This window comes from Arthrobacter sp. BE255 (assembly GCF_031457335.1).
In the GTDB taxonomy this organism is placed as follows: domain Bacteria; phylum Actinomycetota; class Actinomycetes; order Actinomycetales; family Micrococcaceae; genus Arthrobacter.
In genome coordinates this window covers 87,014-102,545 of the sequence record NZ_JAVDWK010000007.1, presented here as the reverse complement: position 1 = coordinate 102,545, position 15,532 = coordinate 87,014, and the positions used below count along the sequence as shown (strand labels likewise).

The window sequence follows — 15,532 nt, the reverse complement described above, 5'->3', positions numbered from 1 at the left end:
GAAAATCCTACTCAGGCCAGTCGAAAAAGCCCTTGCCAGTCTTCCGTCCCAGTTCGCCGCGGGCCACCTTGTCGCGCAGGATCTGCGGCGGCGCGAACCGCTCCCCCAGCGTCGAATGCAGATACTCGGCGATGCCCAGCCGCACATCAAGGCCAACGATGTCCGTAGTCCTCAGCGGGCCGGTGGGGTGCTTGTAGCCCAACACCATGGCGGCGTCGATATCCTCCGCGGACGCCACACCCTCCTCCACCATGCGCATCGCCTCCAGCGCGATGGCCACGCCCAGGCGTGATGAGGCAAAGCCCGGAGCATCGTTGACGACGACGGCGGTCTTGCCGAGTGCCTCCACCCACCTTTTCGCGTGGGCGGCCAGGTCCGGGGACGTCTGCTCGCCGAGCACCACCTCGATAAGCGTGGAGGCCGGGACCGGATTGAAGAAGTGCAGGCCGAGGAAATTCTGCGGCCGCTTCAGTTCGCGGGCCAGCCCGTTGACGGACAGGGAGGAGGTGTTGGACGCCAGGAACGCGTCGTCAGCCAGCCGCTCCTCGATGCCGCGCAGCGAGGTGACCTTCAGGTCCCAGTCCTCCGGAACGGCCTCGACCACCAGTTTCCGGTCCTTGAAGTCGTCGTAGTCCACCGTGACTGTGAGCCGCGAGGCCATCTCGTCAAGGTTGCCGTCAACTGCTCCGCGTTCGATGCTCTTGGCGGCTGCGGATTCCACCCGTTCCCGGGCGGCTTCGGCGGACGCCTCATCGCGTTCCACCACCAGGACGTTGGCGCCGTTGATGAGGAAGGCGTGCGCGATTCCCGCGCCCATGCGGCCGCCGCCGAGGACGCCGACGGTGGAGGGGAGGTTCGGGTTCGTCATGGTTTCTTCTTCTCTGATTTCTTGTCGAGCTTCTTGTCGAGGAAAGCCTGCATGCGGTCGAATTTGGCCTGGGATTCAAAGAGGATCCCCTGCGCCAGCTGGTCGATCAGCGGGTGTGCCTCGGCCGGGGCGTGGAACACGGCCTTGGTGATCCGCACTGCCAGCGGATCCTGCCGGCCGATCCTGTCAGCCAGGTTGTGGGCGGCGTCCATCAGGTCCGGTGCCTCGTGGATTTCAGTGATGAGGCTGGCTGCCAGGGCTTCTTCGGCCCGGAGCACCAGGCCGGCGAGCAGGATCTGCTTGGCCAGCGGCTCGCCCACGAGTTCCTTCAGGCGCCAGCTGGCCCCGGCCGCGGCGAGGATGCCCAGTCCGGTTTCGGGGTTGCCGATCCGGACGCTCGGGGTTCCGATCCGGAAGTCGGCGGCGTAGGCGAGCTCGGCGCCGCCGCCCAGGCAGTAGCCGTCCAGTGCGGCAATGACCGGCATGGGCAGCTTGGCAATCCGGACGAAAATCGTGGAGTTGATGCCCTGCAGGGCGTCGTCCCGGCGCCGCTCACGAAGCTGGGCAATGTCCGCCCCTGAGGCGAACACCCCGTCCACGCCGGCGATGATCAGGACCTTGGGATTCTGCTCCAGCGCGGCGCAGACCACGTGCAGCTCATCCACCATCTGCTGGTCGATGGCATTCCTCACCTCGGGGCGGTTGAGCAGGACCACCACACGGTCCTCACGCTCCTCGACCAGCAGGGTGCTGAAGTGTCCGGCCGCGAGGTCCGGGGCGGCCATTACACGCGCTCCAGCAGCATCGCGGTGCCCTGGCCCACGCCGATGCACATGGTGGCGAGGCCGATCCTGGCGTTCTCGCGTTCCATCCGGCCCAGCAGGGTGATGGCGATCCGCGAGCCGCTGGAACCCAGCGGGTGCCCCAAACTGATCGCGCCGCCGTCGTTGTTCACGATCTCCGGGTCCAGGCCCAGCCGCCGCATGCTGGCCAGCGACTGCGTGGCAAAGGCTTCGTTAAGTTCGACGGCGCCCAGGTCACCGACGCTGAGGCCACTGCGCTTGAGGACCTTCTGGGTGGCGGGGACGGGACCGATGCCCATGATTTCGGGTTCGCAGCCGGCGGAGGCGCCGTCGATGATGCGGGCCCGGGGTGTCAGGCCCAGACGCTCGATGGCGGCCTCGGACGCGACGATGATGGCGGAGGCGCCGTCGTTGAGCGTGGAGGAGTTGCCCGCGGTGACCACGGCGCCGCCGGCAACGACGGGCCGGAGGCCGGCGAGGACGTCCAGGGTGGTGCCGGCGCGGGGGCCTTCGTCGGTGTCCACAACTGTTTCGGACTTGCGGGATTTGACCGTGACGGGGACGATCTCGTCCTTGAAGCGTCCCGCCGCGATGGCGGCGAGGGAGCGTTCGTGGGAGCGTACGGCGAAGGCGTCGGCGTCCTCCCGGGTGATGCCGTCTACCCGGGCCACTTCCTCGGCGGTTTCCGGCATCGAGTAGGTCATCTTCCCGTCCCGGGCGAGGGCGCCCTTCTGGAAGAGCGGGTTGACGAAGCGCCAGCCGATGGAGGTGTCGAAGATCTGGCCGGGCTTGGCAAAAGCGGCGGAAGGCTTTTCCTGGACCCAGGGCGCGCGGCTCATGGACTCCACCCCGCCGGCGATCACGATGTCCGCGGCGCCGGACTTGATCATCTGGCTGGCCTGGATGATGGCGCTCAGGCCCGAGGCGCAGAGCCTGTTGACGGTGATCCCGGGGATGTGGAGGGGAAGTCCGGCCAGGAGGGTGGCCATCCGGGCCACGTTCCGGTTTTCCTCGCCGGCGCCGTTGGCGTTGCCCAGGATGACCTCGTCGATGGTGTCCGGATCCAGCCCGGTCCGGGCCACCAACTCCCGGATCACCAGCGCGGCCAGGTCGTCGGGGCGGACGGCGGACAGGGCCCCGCCGTAACGCCCCACCGGGGTGCGGACACCGCCAACAAGGAAAGCCTGCGGTCCTGCGGTAGCTGACGCCATGGAAACACCCTTCACGCGATAAACGGCACTGTCATCGTCGGCGGCCAAGGGAAACCATCCACTTACCGACCGTTCGTTCTGTAAAGACTACACTGCACGCGCAAGGGGCACCAAGGAATCTAAGCGCGAACGTACACTTGAGGCCCTTCGCGGGGCCCCCAAAGGTACGTTCGCGCCCCTCCCCGTACGAGGCTAGAGAACCACAACTCCCAGATGGGCGGCCAGGAGCGGGGCGAGGAGGCTTAGCTGGTAGTCGTCAATGATGACCCCGGCGAGGCTGCCCAGGCCGCTGATGGTGCGGAAATCGGTGCCGCGGAGGTCAAAGTCCTTCAACCTGGCGCCCGTGAGGTCAAGGGTGCCGATGGTGCAGTTCTTCAGCGTCACCCGGGTGGCCGCCGCGGAGCCCAGGTCCAGCTCGTTGATAATGCAGTCACTGATGAGCACATCGGTCAGCTTGGCACCGCGGAGGTTGAGGAAGTCCAGTTTTCCGCCGTCGATCCGCACGGACTGCCAGCCGCTTTCATACATTTCAGCGGAACCGAGCCGGGGGTTCGCGATGTGCACGTCGCGCCAGGTGGTGCGGGCCGCGGTGAACACGGGGGCATAGAGCTCGGCCAGGATGCAGTCGCGGAACGTGGCGCCGCGCAGCTGGGTGTCGTTGAAGGAGACGCCCTGGAACTCGCACTCGGCGAAGTCCGTGCCGCTGAGCTCGAGACCGTCGGCCGCCGCACGGCTGTACCGGACGCCGTCGTACCGTTCTCCCCGCTCGAATTCCGGTGCGGGATCGTCCCTAAGGTCCTCCAGGAGGACCGGCGAGAGCCGGGGTCCGGTGATCTTGGGTGCCTTTGCCGCCACTAGAGCGATTCCGCTTTGGCCGCGATTTCCGCCAGGTCCTTGGCCAGCGCCTTGCGTGTCATGCTCATGCCGATCTTCCCGAACAGTGCCATGGTGATCTTGCTGAACACGGTGGGCTTAACGACGTCGGCGCCGAAAGTCAGCGTCAGGTCCGTGCCGCCGTCGCGCTCGGCAAGGCTGAACCGGGAGGTGTAGTCGGCGCCGCCCTGGAGGGCCTTGACCGTGGTGCTGCGCGGCGGGTCAGCCTGGGCCACCCACATTTCGACCGTTTCCGATCTGCCCATCATGGTGCGGGTTTCCTTCCAGCGGGTCCCTTCGCCATACGGGCCCTCGCTGAGCATCTGGATGGAATCAATGCCGGACAGCGTGGCCGCCGAGCCTGGAATGTCCGAGATGACGGACCAGACCTTTTCCGGCGACGCGTGGATGTGCTGGGTGAGGCTGGTGGTGTGTTCCATGATTCGAGCCTAGTCCGGGGCAACGACAATCAACAGATAATGGGGTATCCCGGGGACTTGAAATAGTAAGCATGCTTCGTGTTATGGTGAAAAGGCATTGTTTGATCCACCGGAAACGAAAGGCGGCACCACCATGGGCCTCGGAGACAAGATCAGTAACGCAGCAGAAGACATGGGCGGCAAGGCCAAGGAAGCAGCCGGAAACGCCACGGACAACGACCGCCTCAAGGCTGAAGGCCAGAAGGACCAGGTCAAGGCCGACGCCAAGAAGGTCGGAGAAGACATCAAGGACGAGTTCAAGCGCCACTAGTCCCCCCGCCGCTCCCCGGAGCGGCCACAGACGGGCGACGGCGGATTCCCATGGGGGATTCGCCGCCGCTCTTTTTGTGCCCCGCGATTTTGCGCCCCGCGGCTACCCTTAGGCCATGACGCACGTTGACCTCAGCCCCGAGAGCACCGCGGCCGGCGGCTCCGCTTCCCTTGGCGGCTACCTCGCCACACCGTCCGGCACCGGCCCGTTCCCCGCCGTCGTCATGATCCACGAGGCATTCGGGCTGAACGACATGACCCGGCGGCACGCGGACCGGCTGGCACGCGCCGGCTATCTGACTCTGGCCCTGGACCTGTTCAGCGACGGCGGCACCCGCCGCTGCCTGGTCAGCACCATGCGGAGCATGCTCAAAGGGAGCGGTCGCCCCTTTACGGACCTGTCCACGGCCAGGAAGTGGCTGGCCAATTCGCCGCTGTCCAACGGCAAGACCGGCGTGATCGGGTTCTGCATGGGCGGCGGATTCGCGCTGCTGGTGGCCCGCGACGGCTTCGACGCGGCCTCGGTGAACTACGGCCGGCTGCCTTCCGACCTTGAGGACTCGCTCCGTGGCGCCTGCCCCATCGTGGCCAACTTCGGCGGCAGGGACACGACCCTCAAGGGTGCGGCAGGCAGGCTTGAGGCGGCCCTGACCAACCTGGGTATCCCGCACAGCGTCAAGGAATTCCCCACTGCCGGCCACGCGTTCCTCAACGACGCCGACCTCGGCCCCGCGGTGTTCCGGCCGCTGATGCGGGTCATGGGCATCGGCCCGGACCCCGAGTCCACCCCCGAGGCGTGGCAGCGGATCGAAGACCACTTCGCCCGACACCTCAAGTACTAGGCATCTCAAGGACTCGGCGCGAACGTACACTTGAGGCCCTGCGCAGAGGGCCCCAACTGTACGTTCGCGCCTCCCCAAGGGCCGCAACTGTACGTTCGCGTTCCTCCCGGGGAGAACGACGACGGCGGGCCGCCGAGAGGGTGACCCGCCGACGTCGTACTGCTTGAGTTGAAAAGCCTTAGCTGAAGAGCTCGCTCTTCGGCTCGTTGTTCCGGACCTTCTGCCAGCCCAGCCACAGGACCAGCGCGAAGAACGGGATGGTGCCCAGGGTCCAGAGGCCGAGGTGGAAGACCTCGCCGGTCTTGCTGGTCATGGTGTCGAAGCCGATCAGCACCGTGATGGCCAGCAGGGCAACCAGGCCGGCCCAGCTGCTCCAGGTTCCGCCCGGCGCAGGCAGGGAGGAGACCTTGCCCTTCTTCTTGCGCAGCGCGATCTGGCTGGCGAAGATGGCGCCCCACGTGAAGATCACGCCGATCGAGGCGGAGTTAAGTGCGAGGTCGAAGGCGTGCGAGCCGCCGAGCCAGATGTTCAGCAGGATGCCTACGAGGTAGACCGCGCCGATGGCCAGGATGGCGGCGTACGGCACGTGGCTCTTGGACATCCGGGTCAGCCACTCCGGTGCGTGTCCGTTGTTGGCCATGGTGCGGAAGATCCGGCCGATCGAGTACAGTCCCGAGTTGCAGGAGGACAGCGCGGCGGTGATGACGATCATGTTCATGACGTCGCCCATCCAGCCGAGGCCCATCTGGCCGAACACGGTGACGAACGGCGAGGTGCCGGCCACGTATTGGTCCGAGGGCAGCAGCATGGCCAGGAGGGTCACTGAGCCGACGTAGAACACCACGATGCGGAAGACGACGGCGCGGATGGCCTTGGGAACTTCCTTGGCCGGATCCTGCATTTCGCCTGCTGTAATGCCGACGAGCTCAATGCCGTTGTAGGCGAAGATCACGGCATTCAGGACCAGGATCATCACCAGCGCGCCCTTGGGGAACATCCCGCCTTCGGCCGCGAAGAGATTGTTCACCGAGGCGTGGCCGTCGCCTACCTGGGCGTTGGTGACCACCATGAAGGTGCCCACGGCCAGGAAGATCATGATGGCGCCGACCTTGAGGCAGGAGGCCCAGAATTCGAATTCGCCGAACGCCTTGACGCTCAGGAGGTTGACGCCCACGAGCAGCAGCAGCGCTGCGATGGCAGACAGTTCAACAGGTACGTTGGGGAAGAAGAACTGGAAGTACAGTCCGATCGCGATGAGTTCGGCGATGCCGGTCATGGCCCAGTTGATGAAGTACATCCAGCCGGACAGGTACGCGCCCTTTTTGCCGAACATTTCGCCGGCGTAGCTGACGAACGAACCCGACGTCTGGCGGTACATGATCAGCTCGCCCAGTGCGCGCATCAGCAGGTAGGCGATGACGCCGGCAATGGCGTAGGAGAAAATGAGGGCGGGGCCCGTGGAGGCCAGCCGCCCGCCGGCACCCATAAAGAGGCCGACGCCGATGGCGCCGCCCATGGCGATCATGGTGACCTGGCGGCCGCTCAGGGATTTTTTGTAGCCCTCGGCGCTGAGGGTGGAGTCGACGACGGCGGATGGCGCCGTCGGGCTCGCGAGATCTGTGGGGGTACTTTGAGGCACAACAATTCCTTGTGGGTAGGGGATTGGCCGGCACCCTTGGCAGCGGACTTTCATCCCGAAAATTCGGCTTCGTGTTGTTTGAAGGAATTTTCTGTATGGAAAGTCTCAGTACGTCGAAGGTTCGCGCGGCCTACCCATCCTACAAGATTCGAACCACAGCAAGTGACGCGGGCTACACCCAGCGCGGGTTAAGCCGAACTATTGGCTCACATCCCGGGGCTTTGCAGAACAATGTTCTGTTCTGCATCCTCCCGGACGCTGTATGTGCGCAAAGGTTCGGCCCCGGTGCTGGAGCACCCAGTTTCCAGGCTGAACGCGTGCTGGTGCAGCGGGCACATCACGACTTCCCGGTCGATGGTTCCGTCGGCGATGGGACCGCCCTTGTGCGGGCAGACCGCGGACAGGGCGCGCAGGGTCCCGTCCCGCAGCCGGAAGACGGCCACCTGCTCGCCGTCCACTCCAAAGGCCCGGCCCTCTCCGAACGGGATCTGGTCCACCGGGCCCAGGATGTGGCTGCTGGCGGTGATCGAATCCGCGTTCGTCGGGTCGGCGCTCATCGGACCGGCACCTGGGGAAGGACTGTAAGCGGCAGGGACGTCCGGAACTGGCCGGGCGTAAGCGGGTCGTCGCGTTCACTCCACGGGTCCACGTAGCTGTCCACCGACGCCTGCATGGCCGCATCAAGCGCCTCGGCGAGGCCTTCCGAATCCTCGACAATGACCGCCCGGAGATGTTCGATGCCTACCCGCGGCACAAACGAATAAGTCCGTTCCAGCCAGTTGGCGTTCTCACGGTAGTACTGCATAAAGCGGCCGGTCAGGACCTTCACCTCCTCCGGGTCGTCCACGGTGGCCAGCAGGTCGCCCTTGCGGATGTGCGCCCCCGCCGCTCCCCCGACGTAGAGTTCCCAGCGGCCGCCTTCCACGGCCACCACGCCCACGTCCTTGACCAGCGATTCGGCGCAGTTCCGCGGGCAGCCGGACACCGCCAGCTTCAGCTTGGCCGGCGACTCGATGCCCTGGAACCGGGACTCGATCTCGATCCCCAGCTTGGTGGAGTCCCCCGTGCCATAACGGCAGAAGTCCTTGCCCACGCAGGTCTTCACCGTGCGGAAGCTCTTGCCGTAGGCGTACCCGGAGGGCATGTCCAGGTCGGCCCACACCTGCGGCAGGTCCTCCTTGGGGATCCCCAGCAGGTCGATCCGCTGCCCGCCGGTCAGCTTGATCAGCGGAACATTGTGCTTCTCGGCGACGTCGGCAATCCGGCGCAGCTGCTGGACGCTGGTCACGCCGCCCTTCATCTGCGGGACCACGGAGAACGTGCCGTCGCGCTGGATGTTGGCGTGCACGCGGTCGTTGATGAATCGGGCGTCGCGTTCGTCGATGTACCGGTCCGCAAGCATCATCTTCATCAGCGAGGCAAGGCCCATCTTGGACTTCGCGTCCTCGGCGCTGCCCGGAGCCAGGGCAGCAAACACCTGGGACACGGAACGCAGGCCCTGCTTGCGGATGGCGGCCATCAGGGCCGGCTTGTCCAGCGGGATCCCGGGCACGTAGTAGCTGGCCGCCGGGTCCTCCTCCACGGCGCCGTCCGCGGCCCACTCGACCACCTGTTTGACCAGGAGCTTGCAGGAACCGCAGCCCTTGCCCGCCCGGGTGGCGTCCATCGCGCCGGTGACAGAGGTGCAGCCGCCCTTCACGGCGGCCACAAGCGCCCCTTTCGACACGCCGTTGCAGTTGCAGACCTGGGCGCCGTCGTCGAGCTCGGCCACACCCACGTCCTCACCCGGCCCGCCGACGTCGAACATCAGCGCGATCCGTTCCTCCGGCAGCGGCAGCCCGCGGTCGAAGGCCTGGGTCAGGAAGGCCACCTTCCGGCTGTCGCCCAGGAGCGTGGCACCCACCATCTTGTTGTCGCGGACCACGATGGACTTGAAGATGCCGCGGCTGGGTTCCGAGAAGACGATGTGCTCGTCGGTGTCGAGTTCGGGGCCGTGCAGCCCCATGGACGCGACCTCCACGCCGGCCACCTTGAGCTTGGTGGCGGTCCGGGAGCCGAGGTAGGCCGACGACGTATCGGCGCCGGTCACGTGGTTGGCCAGCACCACGGCCTGTTCCCACAGCGGCGCCACGAGCCCGTAGACCTCGCCCCGGTGCTGGACGCACTCCCCCACGGCATAGATGTCGTCTTCGTCCTGGACGCGCAGCCGGTCATCCACCACGATGGCGCGTTCCACCGGCAGCCCGCTCAGCACGGCCAGGTCCACGTTGGGCCGGATTCCGGCGGCCACCACCACCATGTCGCAGGCGATGTCGTCCCGGTCGCGGAGGCTGACGCCGGTGACCCGGTCGGTGCCGAGGACGGCGGTGGTGCGGCTGGACGTATGCACCCCAATGCCAAGGGCCTCCACGCTCCTGCGCAGCACCGCACCGCCGTCGGGCCCCATCTGCGCGTTCATGAGGTGACCGCCCGAGTGGACCACCTCCACCTCAATCCCGTGGCTTTTCAGTCCGTAGGCAGCCTCCAGGCCCAGCAGGCCGCCGCCGATCACTACGGCGCGGCGATGGTGGTCCTGCTGGGCGTGCTGGACCATTTTGCGGGTGTCATCGATGGTGCGGAAGCCGAACACGCCGTGCTTCACGGATCCGCCCGGCGTGTAAAGCCCGTCCATCGGCGGCATGTGGGAGCGGCTCCCGGTGGCGATGATGAGGGTGTCGTACGGCGTCACCCTGCCGTCGTTGGAAAAGACGTGCTTGGTGACCTTGTCGATCCGGTCAACGCGGACCCCGGCGTGCAGGGTGATGCTGTTCTCGCGGTACCAGGAGAGCGCGTTCAGGAAGATGTCGGCGTCGCTTTCCTCGCCGGAGAGGACGTGGCTGAGCATGATCCGGTTGTAGTTGCCGTAGGGCTCGTCGCCGAACATGGTGATGGTGAACTGGTCCGCGCCGCCCCGGGCGAGGATCTCCTCCACCGCCCGGGCGCCCGCCATCCCGTTGCCGACCACCACCAGCCGGCTGCGGGGCACCGCGCCCGCGTGCCTGCCCTGCGGCCGGTCCAGCACGCTGGTCATCAGTGTTCCACCATGCCCAAATCCACCACCACGGACCCCCCAACACCATCCGGGGCGGCGAGATAAAGCTCCACTACCGAGCCGCCTTCGATGTCCTCCACCACCCGCAGCGGCACATGGACATCGCTCTTGGCGCCGATGGGGAAATAGCGCATGGGCACGCCGTTCCGCATCAGGACCACCGTGATCAGTTCACTGCTGGAGTTGCCGCCGCGGAAATACAGGGCCTGGTTGATCACTCCGTCCGGGACATAGTGCGAGAGTTCGCTGTGGATCGGGACGGGTTTCTCCAGCCCGGTGCCCTCAAACGGGAAGATGCCCTGCAGGAAAAGGTTCTTGGCGATCACGGACAGATCCTTTCGGCCGGCGGGAAGACTGGTATGGGCCTATCTTCCGCCGCCGATGTTTCCGCCTGCCGGTCCCTGCGTAACTTTCCCTTAACGCAAACCTCACCGTTGCCGGGGGAAGCCTCCACGGGCTTGCGGCGCCGTTTCGACGGTTCCCTGCGGAAACGACGGCTGCAGACGTCGAGCGGGCACGGAACCGTCGAAACGGCCACGGGCTGGGCCGGCCCCACCTCCTCAGGCCGGCGCGAGCACGCCCTTGTCCATGGAATACCGGACCCAGTGCCCGACGGCGGCCTGGCCGGGCTGGGTGCCCTGGTGTCCGCGTGCTGCCTGGCCTCGTCCGGCCTCACGGCTTCGTCGCGCGCACCCGGCGAACCATTCCCGGAGGGCGCGGTCGTGGCTGACCATCACCAGGGTCCCGGCGAACTCTGCGAGCGCCGCCTCCAGCTGTTCCACGAGGACCGGCGCCAGGTGGTTGGTGGGCTCGTCCACAATGAGCGTGCCGTAGCCGCCCAGCAGCAGCCTCGCCAGGGCCAGCCGGCGCTGCTGGCCCGCGGAGAGGCTGCCCACCGGGACGTGGAACTCGCTGGTCCGGAACAGCCCCAGGCGGAGGAGCGCCTCGGCATGCTCATCGATGTTTCCGCCGAGGCCTGCTGCGAAAGCCGGCAGCAGCCGGAGTGCGGGCCGCTGCGGAAGTTCCAGTTCCTGCTGCAGGTAACCGATCCGTCCGGGCCGTTGAACGGATCCGCCGGCGGGTTCCAGGGTTCCGGCCAGGACAGACAGCAGCGTGGACTTGCCCGCCCCGTTGGGCCCGGTGATGAGGATCTTCTCGCCGGCGCCGGCCTGGAAGTCGGTGGTTTCCAGCCGGCCGGGGACACTGACACCACGGGCAGCCAATACCGGCGCGCCATCCTGCGCCGCGCCGGCCTGGTCCCCAGACACCGCCCCGGCAGGAACCGTGGCGTCCACTGCAAGTTCCGCGTTGAGCCGGAGCGGCACGGGCGGCCGGTCCACGGGGCTGGCTTCGAGCCGGCGCAGGCGTTCCTGGGCGTTGCGGACTTTGCTGCTCGCCGCCTTCTGCCAGGTGCCGGCCTTGAAGCCGAAGCTCATCTTGTCGCCGTCGCGCTTGCGGCCGTAGCCCATGGTCCCGGCCACGGTGTCTGCCTGGAGTTTCTCGGCTTCCATCGCATCAATCCAGGAGTGGTACTGCTGGACCCAGCGCTGGCGTTCGGCGGCCTTTTCGCGGAGGTAGCCGTCGTAGCCGTTGCCGTAGCGGGTCACGGCGCGGCGCTCGGCGTCCACCTCGATGACAGTTGTGGCCACCTTGCGGAGCAGCACGCGGTCGTGGGACACCACCACCACGGTGCCGCGGTGGGCTGCCAGCCGGTCCTCCAGCCAGGCGGTTCCGCGGGCATCCAGATGGTTGGTGGGTTCGTCCAGGAGCAGGATGTCGGCGGGATCGGCCAGGACGCATGCCAGCGCCACGCGTTCCTGTTCGCCCCCGGACAGCGAGCCCAGAATCCGGTTCCGCTCTAGGCCGCCCAGCCCCAGCCGGTCCAGTGCGGCCTCCACCCGGGACTCGGCGGCGTAGCCTTCGCGCAGCTGGTACTCGGTCTGCAGCCGGCCGTAGGTTTCCAGCTCGTCGTCTTCGGCATCGGCCAGCCCGGACTCCAGCCGGTCAAGCTCCGCCTCAAGGGCACGCAGCGACTCCAGCGAAGCGTCGATGGCCGCCCCCACGGTGAAGGATTCCGGCAGGCCGTGCGTCTGGGCGAGGTAGCCCACCCGGCCATGGCTGGCGGCAGCGCCTTCGTCGGGAGCTTCGAGGCCGGCCAGGATCCGGAGGAGCGTGGATTTGCCGGCACCGTTTTCGCCCACGATCGCCACGTGCTCGCCGGCATTGATGACCAAGCTGATGCGGTCCAGGAGCTGGCGGTCGCCGTAGCCATGGGAGACGTCGGAAAGGTTCAGGTGTTCAGTCAAGGGAAGTCCTCGCAGTGTTCCGTGGTGTGGCCGCCGGGGCTGAACCGGACGGTTCATCCAGCGCTCGACGGCGGCCCTGGTTTTTCGGAAACAGTCCGGCGTTGCCGGGCTGCTGGTTAGGACTTCATCGCACCAGCCTGCCCCGCCCGACGCCGCGGCGTCAAGCTGCACAACGGCGCGACGGCGGCACCCGGCCAGGTGCCGCCGTCGTACGCCGTTTCGACGGTTCCCTGCACCTACGATGGCGACAAACATCGAGTGTGCCGGGAACCGTCGAAATGGGCCCGGTAACCACGAGGGACAGAGCCCGCTCACCCGGCGAGGGCCACAGCCTTCCTGCGCCGCGCCTTCGCCAGCCGGGTCCCGATCAGTCCCTGGCGCGGGCTGAAGAGGTAGACGGCGGCGAAGACCACACCCTGGGTCAGCACCACCATGGCGCCGGAGGCGGTGTCCAGGTAGTAGCTCACGTAGATTCCGGCGATGGAACACACGGCCGAGACCACCGGGGCGATGACCAGCATGCGGTTGAAGCGGTCGGTCAGGAGGTAGGCGGTGGCGCCGGGGATGATGAGCATGGCCACCACCAGCACCACGCCCACTGTCTGCAGCGCCACCACGGAGGTCAGCGCCAGCAGGCCCAGGAGCAGCGCGCCAAGCCGTTTCGGGGAGAGCCCGATGGCGTGGGCGTGCGTGGGGTCAAAGGCGTAGAGGGTCAGGTCGCGGCGCTTCAGGATGAGGATGGCGAACGCCACCACGCCGAGCACCAGCACCTGGATGAGGTCCGGGATGCTGACGCCGAGGAGGTTGCCGAAGATGATGTGGTTCAGGTCCGTCTGGCTGGGCGTGACGGAGATGAGTACCAGGCCCAGCGCAAACAGCGAGGTGAACACGATGCCGATGGCGGCGTCCTCCTTCACCCGGCTGGTGTTGCGGACCACGCCGATCAGGGTGACCGCGATCAACGCGAACACCAGGGCGCCGAGGGCAAAGGGGGCCCCGACAATGTAGGCCAGCACGACGCCGGGAAGCACGGCGTGGGAGACGGCGTCGCCCATCAGGGACCAGCCGATCAGCACCAGCCAGCAGCTGAGGACAGCACAGACGACGGCGGCGAGCGCCGTGGTGACGATGGCTCGGACCATGAAGTCGTAACTGAGCGGTTCAAGCAGGATGTCCAGGAAGTCCACGGGTCAGCCCCTGTTCTCGGCGCGGGCGGATTCGGTTTCGGTTTCGGAGCCGGGGTCCGGTTCGGGGAGGTCGCGGTTCAGCACGTCCAGGCCGAACGCCATGGCCAGGTTCTCCGGCTGCAGCACCAGCTCCGGTGCGCCGTGCATCAGGACGCGGCGCATCAGCAGCACGGCTTCGTCGCACAGCGCCGGCATGGCATGCAGGTCGTGGGTGGAGATCAGGATGGTGCAGCCGTCGGCTGCGAGCTCGCGCAACAGGCGGCTGATGGTGGCCTCGGAGCGTTTGTCCACGCCGGCGAAGGGTTCGTCCAGGAGCATCATGGTGGCACCCTGGGCGATGCCGCGGGCCACAAACGCCCGCTTCTTCTGTCCGCCGGAGAGCTGGCCGATCTGCCGGCCGGCATACTCGCCCAGTTCCACGCGGTCCAGGGCTTCGTCGACGGCGGCGCGGTCCGCCTTGGACGGGCGCCGGGTGAATCCCTGGTGCCCGTAGCGGCCCATCATCACCACGTCGCGGACGGACAGCGGGAACTGCCAGTCAACGTCCTCGCTTTGCGGCACGTAACCGATCCCGCCTTCCTTGCGTGCCTTGGACGGTGACTGTCCGCCGATCAGGACAGTGCCGGCGTCGGGCTTCACCATTCCCATGATCACTTTGAACAGTGTGGATTTCCCCGAACCGTTCATGCCGATCAGGCCGCAGATCCGCGCGGCATCCAGGCTGAGCGACGCGGAATCGAGCGCCAGGACTTCGCCGTAGTGGACGGTGACGTTCTCCACCAGGATGGCGGGGGTGCTCATGGCTTTGCTCCGGCTGTTGCCCCTGCCGATGCGCCGGCCAGCGCCTTGGTGATCAGGTCGGCGTCGTGCCTGATCAGATCCAGGTACGTGGGCACCGGGCCGTCCGCTTCGGACAGCGAGTCCACGTACAGGACGCCGCCGAACTTGGCTCCGGTGGCACCAACCACCTGCTGCATGGGGGCGTCCGACACCGTGGATTCACAAAACACGGCCGGGACCTGGTTGGCCTTGACGTACTCGATGGCCCGGGTGATCTGCTGCGGGGTGGCCTGCTGCTCGGCGTTGACCGCCCAGATGTAGACCTCCTTGAGCCCGGCGTCGCGGGCCAGGTAGGAGAAGGCGCCTTCGCAGGTCACCAAGGCGCGCTGGTTCTCCGGGAGGCCGGCGAGGCTGGTCTTCATCTCGTCCTGCACAGCCTGCAGTTCGGCCTTGTAGGCGTCGCCGTTGGCTTTGAAGGCCGCGGCGTAGTCCGGGTCGAGCTCGCTGAAGGCCTTCACCATGTTGTCCACGTAGATCTGCACGTTCACCGGCGACATCCAGGCGTGCGGGTTGGGCTTGCCCTGGTAGGAGTCCTCGCTGATGGACATCACCTCCACACCGTCGCTCACCACCGCGTGGGGCACGTCCAGGCCCTCCACGAACTGGGCGAACCAGGCTTCGAGGTTCAGGCCGTTGTCCAGGATGAGGTCGGCTTTGGAGGCCTTCCGGATGTCCCCCGGGGTGGGTTCGTAGCCGTGGATCTCTGCGCCTGCCTTGGTGATGGACTCCACGGTGAGCTTGTCCCCGGCAACGTTCCGGGCGACGTCGGCCAGCACGGTGAAGGTGGTCAGGACCACGGGCTTGTCGCCGCCGGCGGCACCACCGCCCGCGTCACCGCCGCAGGCAGCAAGAGTCAGGGATAGGAGGACGACGGCGGAAGCGCCGGCAGCGCGGAGCGCCGCCGATGTCCGGGCGAACGTTCGGGCGGCTACTTTGGCGCGCCGAAACAGAAAGTTAGGCATGCCGAACATTCTACTGGACGCCGAACCGGCCCCGCAATGTGACGCCCGCCCCACCGCCGCCACTCCCCTCCAAGCCTGCCGCCCCCGTTGACCTATCACTTTTGGTCGCTTCACCCCCGGTTTAGGGACCAAAAGTGATAGATCAACAGGTGGGTTGCGTG

The 15,532-nt window shown here is 66.8% G+C and carries 15 protein-coding genes; 2 read left to right on the top strand and 13 right to left on the bottom strand.

What is annotated here, in order from left to right; translation table 11 throughout:
• Positions 1-7 precede the first annotated feature (7 nt).
• From J2X42_RS13520 to J2X42_RS13500, 5 genes are all read right to left on the bottom strand, one after another.
• The gene (locus J2X42_RS13520; protein WP_310165946.1) at positions 8-868 is read right to left on the bottom strand and encodes a 3-hydroxyacyl-CoA dehydrogenase family protein; all 861 of its coding nucleotides are present in this window, start codon (positions 866-868) and stop codon (positions 8-10) included.
• Complete coding sequence (locus J2X42_RS13515) at positions 865-1,653, bottom strand: enoyl-CoA hydratase/isomerase family protein (RefSeq protein WP_310165943.1); 789 nt, start codon at positions 1,651-1,653, stop codon at positions 865-867. Before J2X42_RS13515 ends, J2X42_RS13520 begins: the two co-directional genes overlap by 4 nt.
• On the bottom strand, positions 1,653-2,882 hold the full coding sequence (locus tag J2X42_RS13510) for a thiolase family protein (RefSeq protein WP_310165941.1): 1,230 nt from the start codon (positions 2,880-2,882) through the stop codon (positions 1,653-1,655). Before J2X42_RS13510 ends, J2X42_RS13515 begins: the two co-directional genes overlap by 1 nt.
• A 192-nt stretch (positions 2,883-3,074) precedes the next feature.
• Positions 3,075-3,737 (bottom strand): pentapeptide repeat-containing protein, encoded by a 663-nt coding sequence (locus J2X42_RS13505; protein ID WP_310165939.1) that lies wholly within the window; start codon positions 3,735-3,737, stop codon positions 3,075-3,077.
• Positions 3,737-4,195 carry an SRPBCC family protein gene (locus J2X42_RS13500; RefSeq protein ID WP_310165937.1) on the bottom strand — a complete coding sequence of 153 codons (459 nt, stop codon included), beginning with the start codon at positions 4,193-4,195 and terminating at the stop codon, positions 3,737-3,739. The genes J2X42_RS13505 and J2X42_RS13500 overlap by 1 nt, the downstream gene beginning before the upstream one ends.
• 133 nt (positions 4,196-4,328) lie before the next feature.
• On the opposite strand from J2X42_RS13500, the gene J2X42_RS13495 reads away from it, so the two are divergent.
• Both J2X42_RS13495 and J2X42_RS13490 read left to right on the top strand, forming a co-directional pair.
• The gene (locus J2X42_RS13495; RefSeq protein WP_310166133.1) at positions 4,329-4,505 is read left to right on the top strand and encodes a CsbD family protein; all 177 of its coding nucleotides are present in this window, start codon (positions 4,329-4,331) and stop codon (positions 4,503-4,505) included.
• A gap of 115 nt (positions 4,506-4,620) precedes the next feature.
• Positions 4,621-5,346 carry a dienelactone hydrolase family protein gene (locus J2X42_RS13490; RefSeq protein ID WP_310165934.1) on the top strand — a complete coding sequence of 242 codons (726 nt, stop codon included), beginning with the start codon at positions 4,621-4,623 and terminating at the stop codon, positions 5,344-5,346.
• Positions 5,347-5,524: 178 nt separating this feature from the next.
• Here the strand turns inward: J2X42_RS13490 and J2X42_RS13485 are convergent, their stop codons facing one another.
• From J2X42_RS13485 to J2X42_RS13450, 8 genes are all read right to left on the bottom strand, one after another.
• Positions 5,525-6,985 carry an amino acid permease gene (locus tag J2X42_RS13485; protein WP_310165932.1) on the bottom strand — a complete coding sequence of 487 codons (1,461 nt, stop codon included), beginning with the start codon at positions 6,983-6,985 and terminating at the stop codon, positions 5,525-5,527.
• A gap of 206 nt (positions 6,986-7,191) precedes the next feature.
• Entirely contained in the window at positions 7,192-7,542 is a 351-nt protein-coding gene (locus J2X42_RS13480) for a Rieske (2Fe-2S) protein (RefSeq protein ID WP_310165929.1), read from the bottom strand.
• Entirely contained in the window at positions 7,539-10,055 is a 2,517-nt protein-coding gene (gene nirB / locus J2X42_RS13475; RefSeq protein WP_310165927.1) for a nitrite reductase large subunit NirB, read from the bottom strand. The genes J2X42_RS13480 and nirB overlap by 4 nt, the downstream gene beginning before the upstream one ends.
• Positions 10,055-10,402, bottom strand: coding sequence for a molybdopterin oxidoreductase (locus tag J2X42_RS13470; protein ID WP_310165924.1), 348 nt, complete (start codon positions 10,400-10,402; stop codon positions 10,055-10,057). The genes nirB and J2X42_RS13470 overlap by 1 nt, the downstream gene beginning before the upstream one ends.
• A 234-nt stretch (positions 10,403-10,636) precedes the next feature.
• Positions 10,637-12,382, bottom strand: a complete 1,746-nt coding sequence (locus J2X42_RS13465; RefSeq protein WP_310165922.1) for an ABC-F family ATP-binding cassette domain-containing protein — start codon at positions 12,380-12,382, stop codon at positions 10,637-10,639.
• 311 nt (positions 12,383-12,693) lie between these two features.
• Positions 12,694-13,524, bottom strand: a complete 831-nt coding sequence (locus tag J2X42_RS13460; protein ID WP_396134080.1) for a metal ABC transporter permease — start codon at positions 13,522-13,524, stop codon at positions 12,694-12,696.
• Between the two features lie 48 nt (positions 13,525-13,572).
• Positions 13,573-14,370 (bottom strand): metal ABC transporter ATP-binding protein, encoded by a 798-nt coding sequence (locus J2X42_RS13455; protein WP_310165916.1) that lies wholly within the window; start codon positions 14,368-14,370, stop codon positions 13,573-13,575.
• Positions 14,367-15,371, bottom strand: coding sequence for a metal ABC transporter substrate-binding protein (locus tag J2X42_RS13450; RefSeq protein WP_310165913.1), 1,005 nt, complete (start codon positions 15,369-15,371; stop codon positions 14,367-14,369). Before J2X42_RS13450 ends, J2X42_RS13455 begins: the two co-directional genes overlap by 4 nt.
• Between the last annotated feature and the right edge of the window lie 161 nt (positions 15,372-15,532).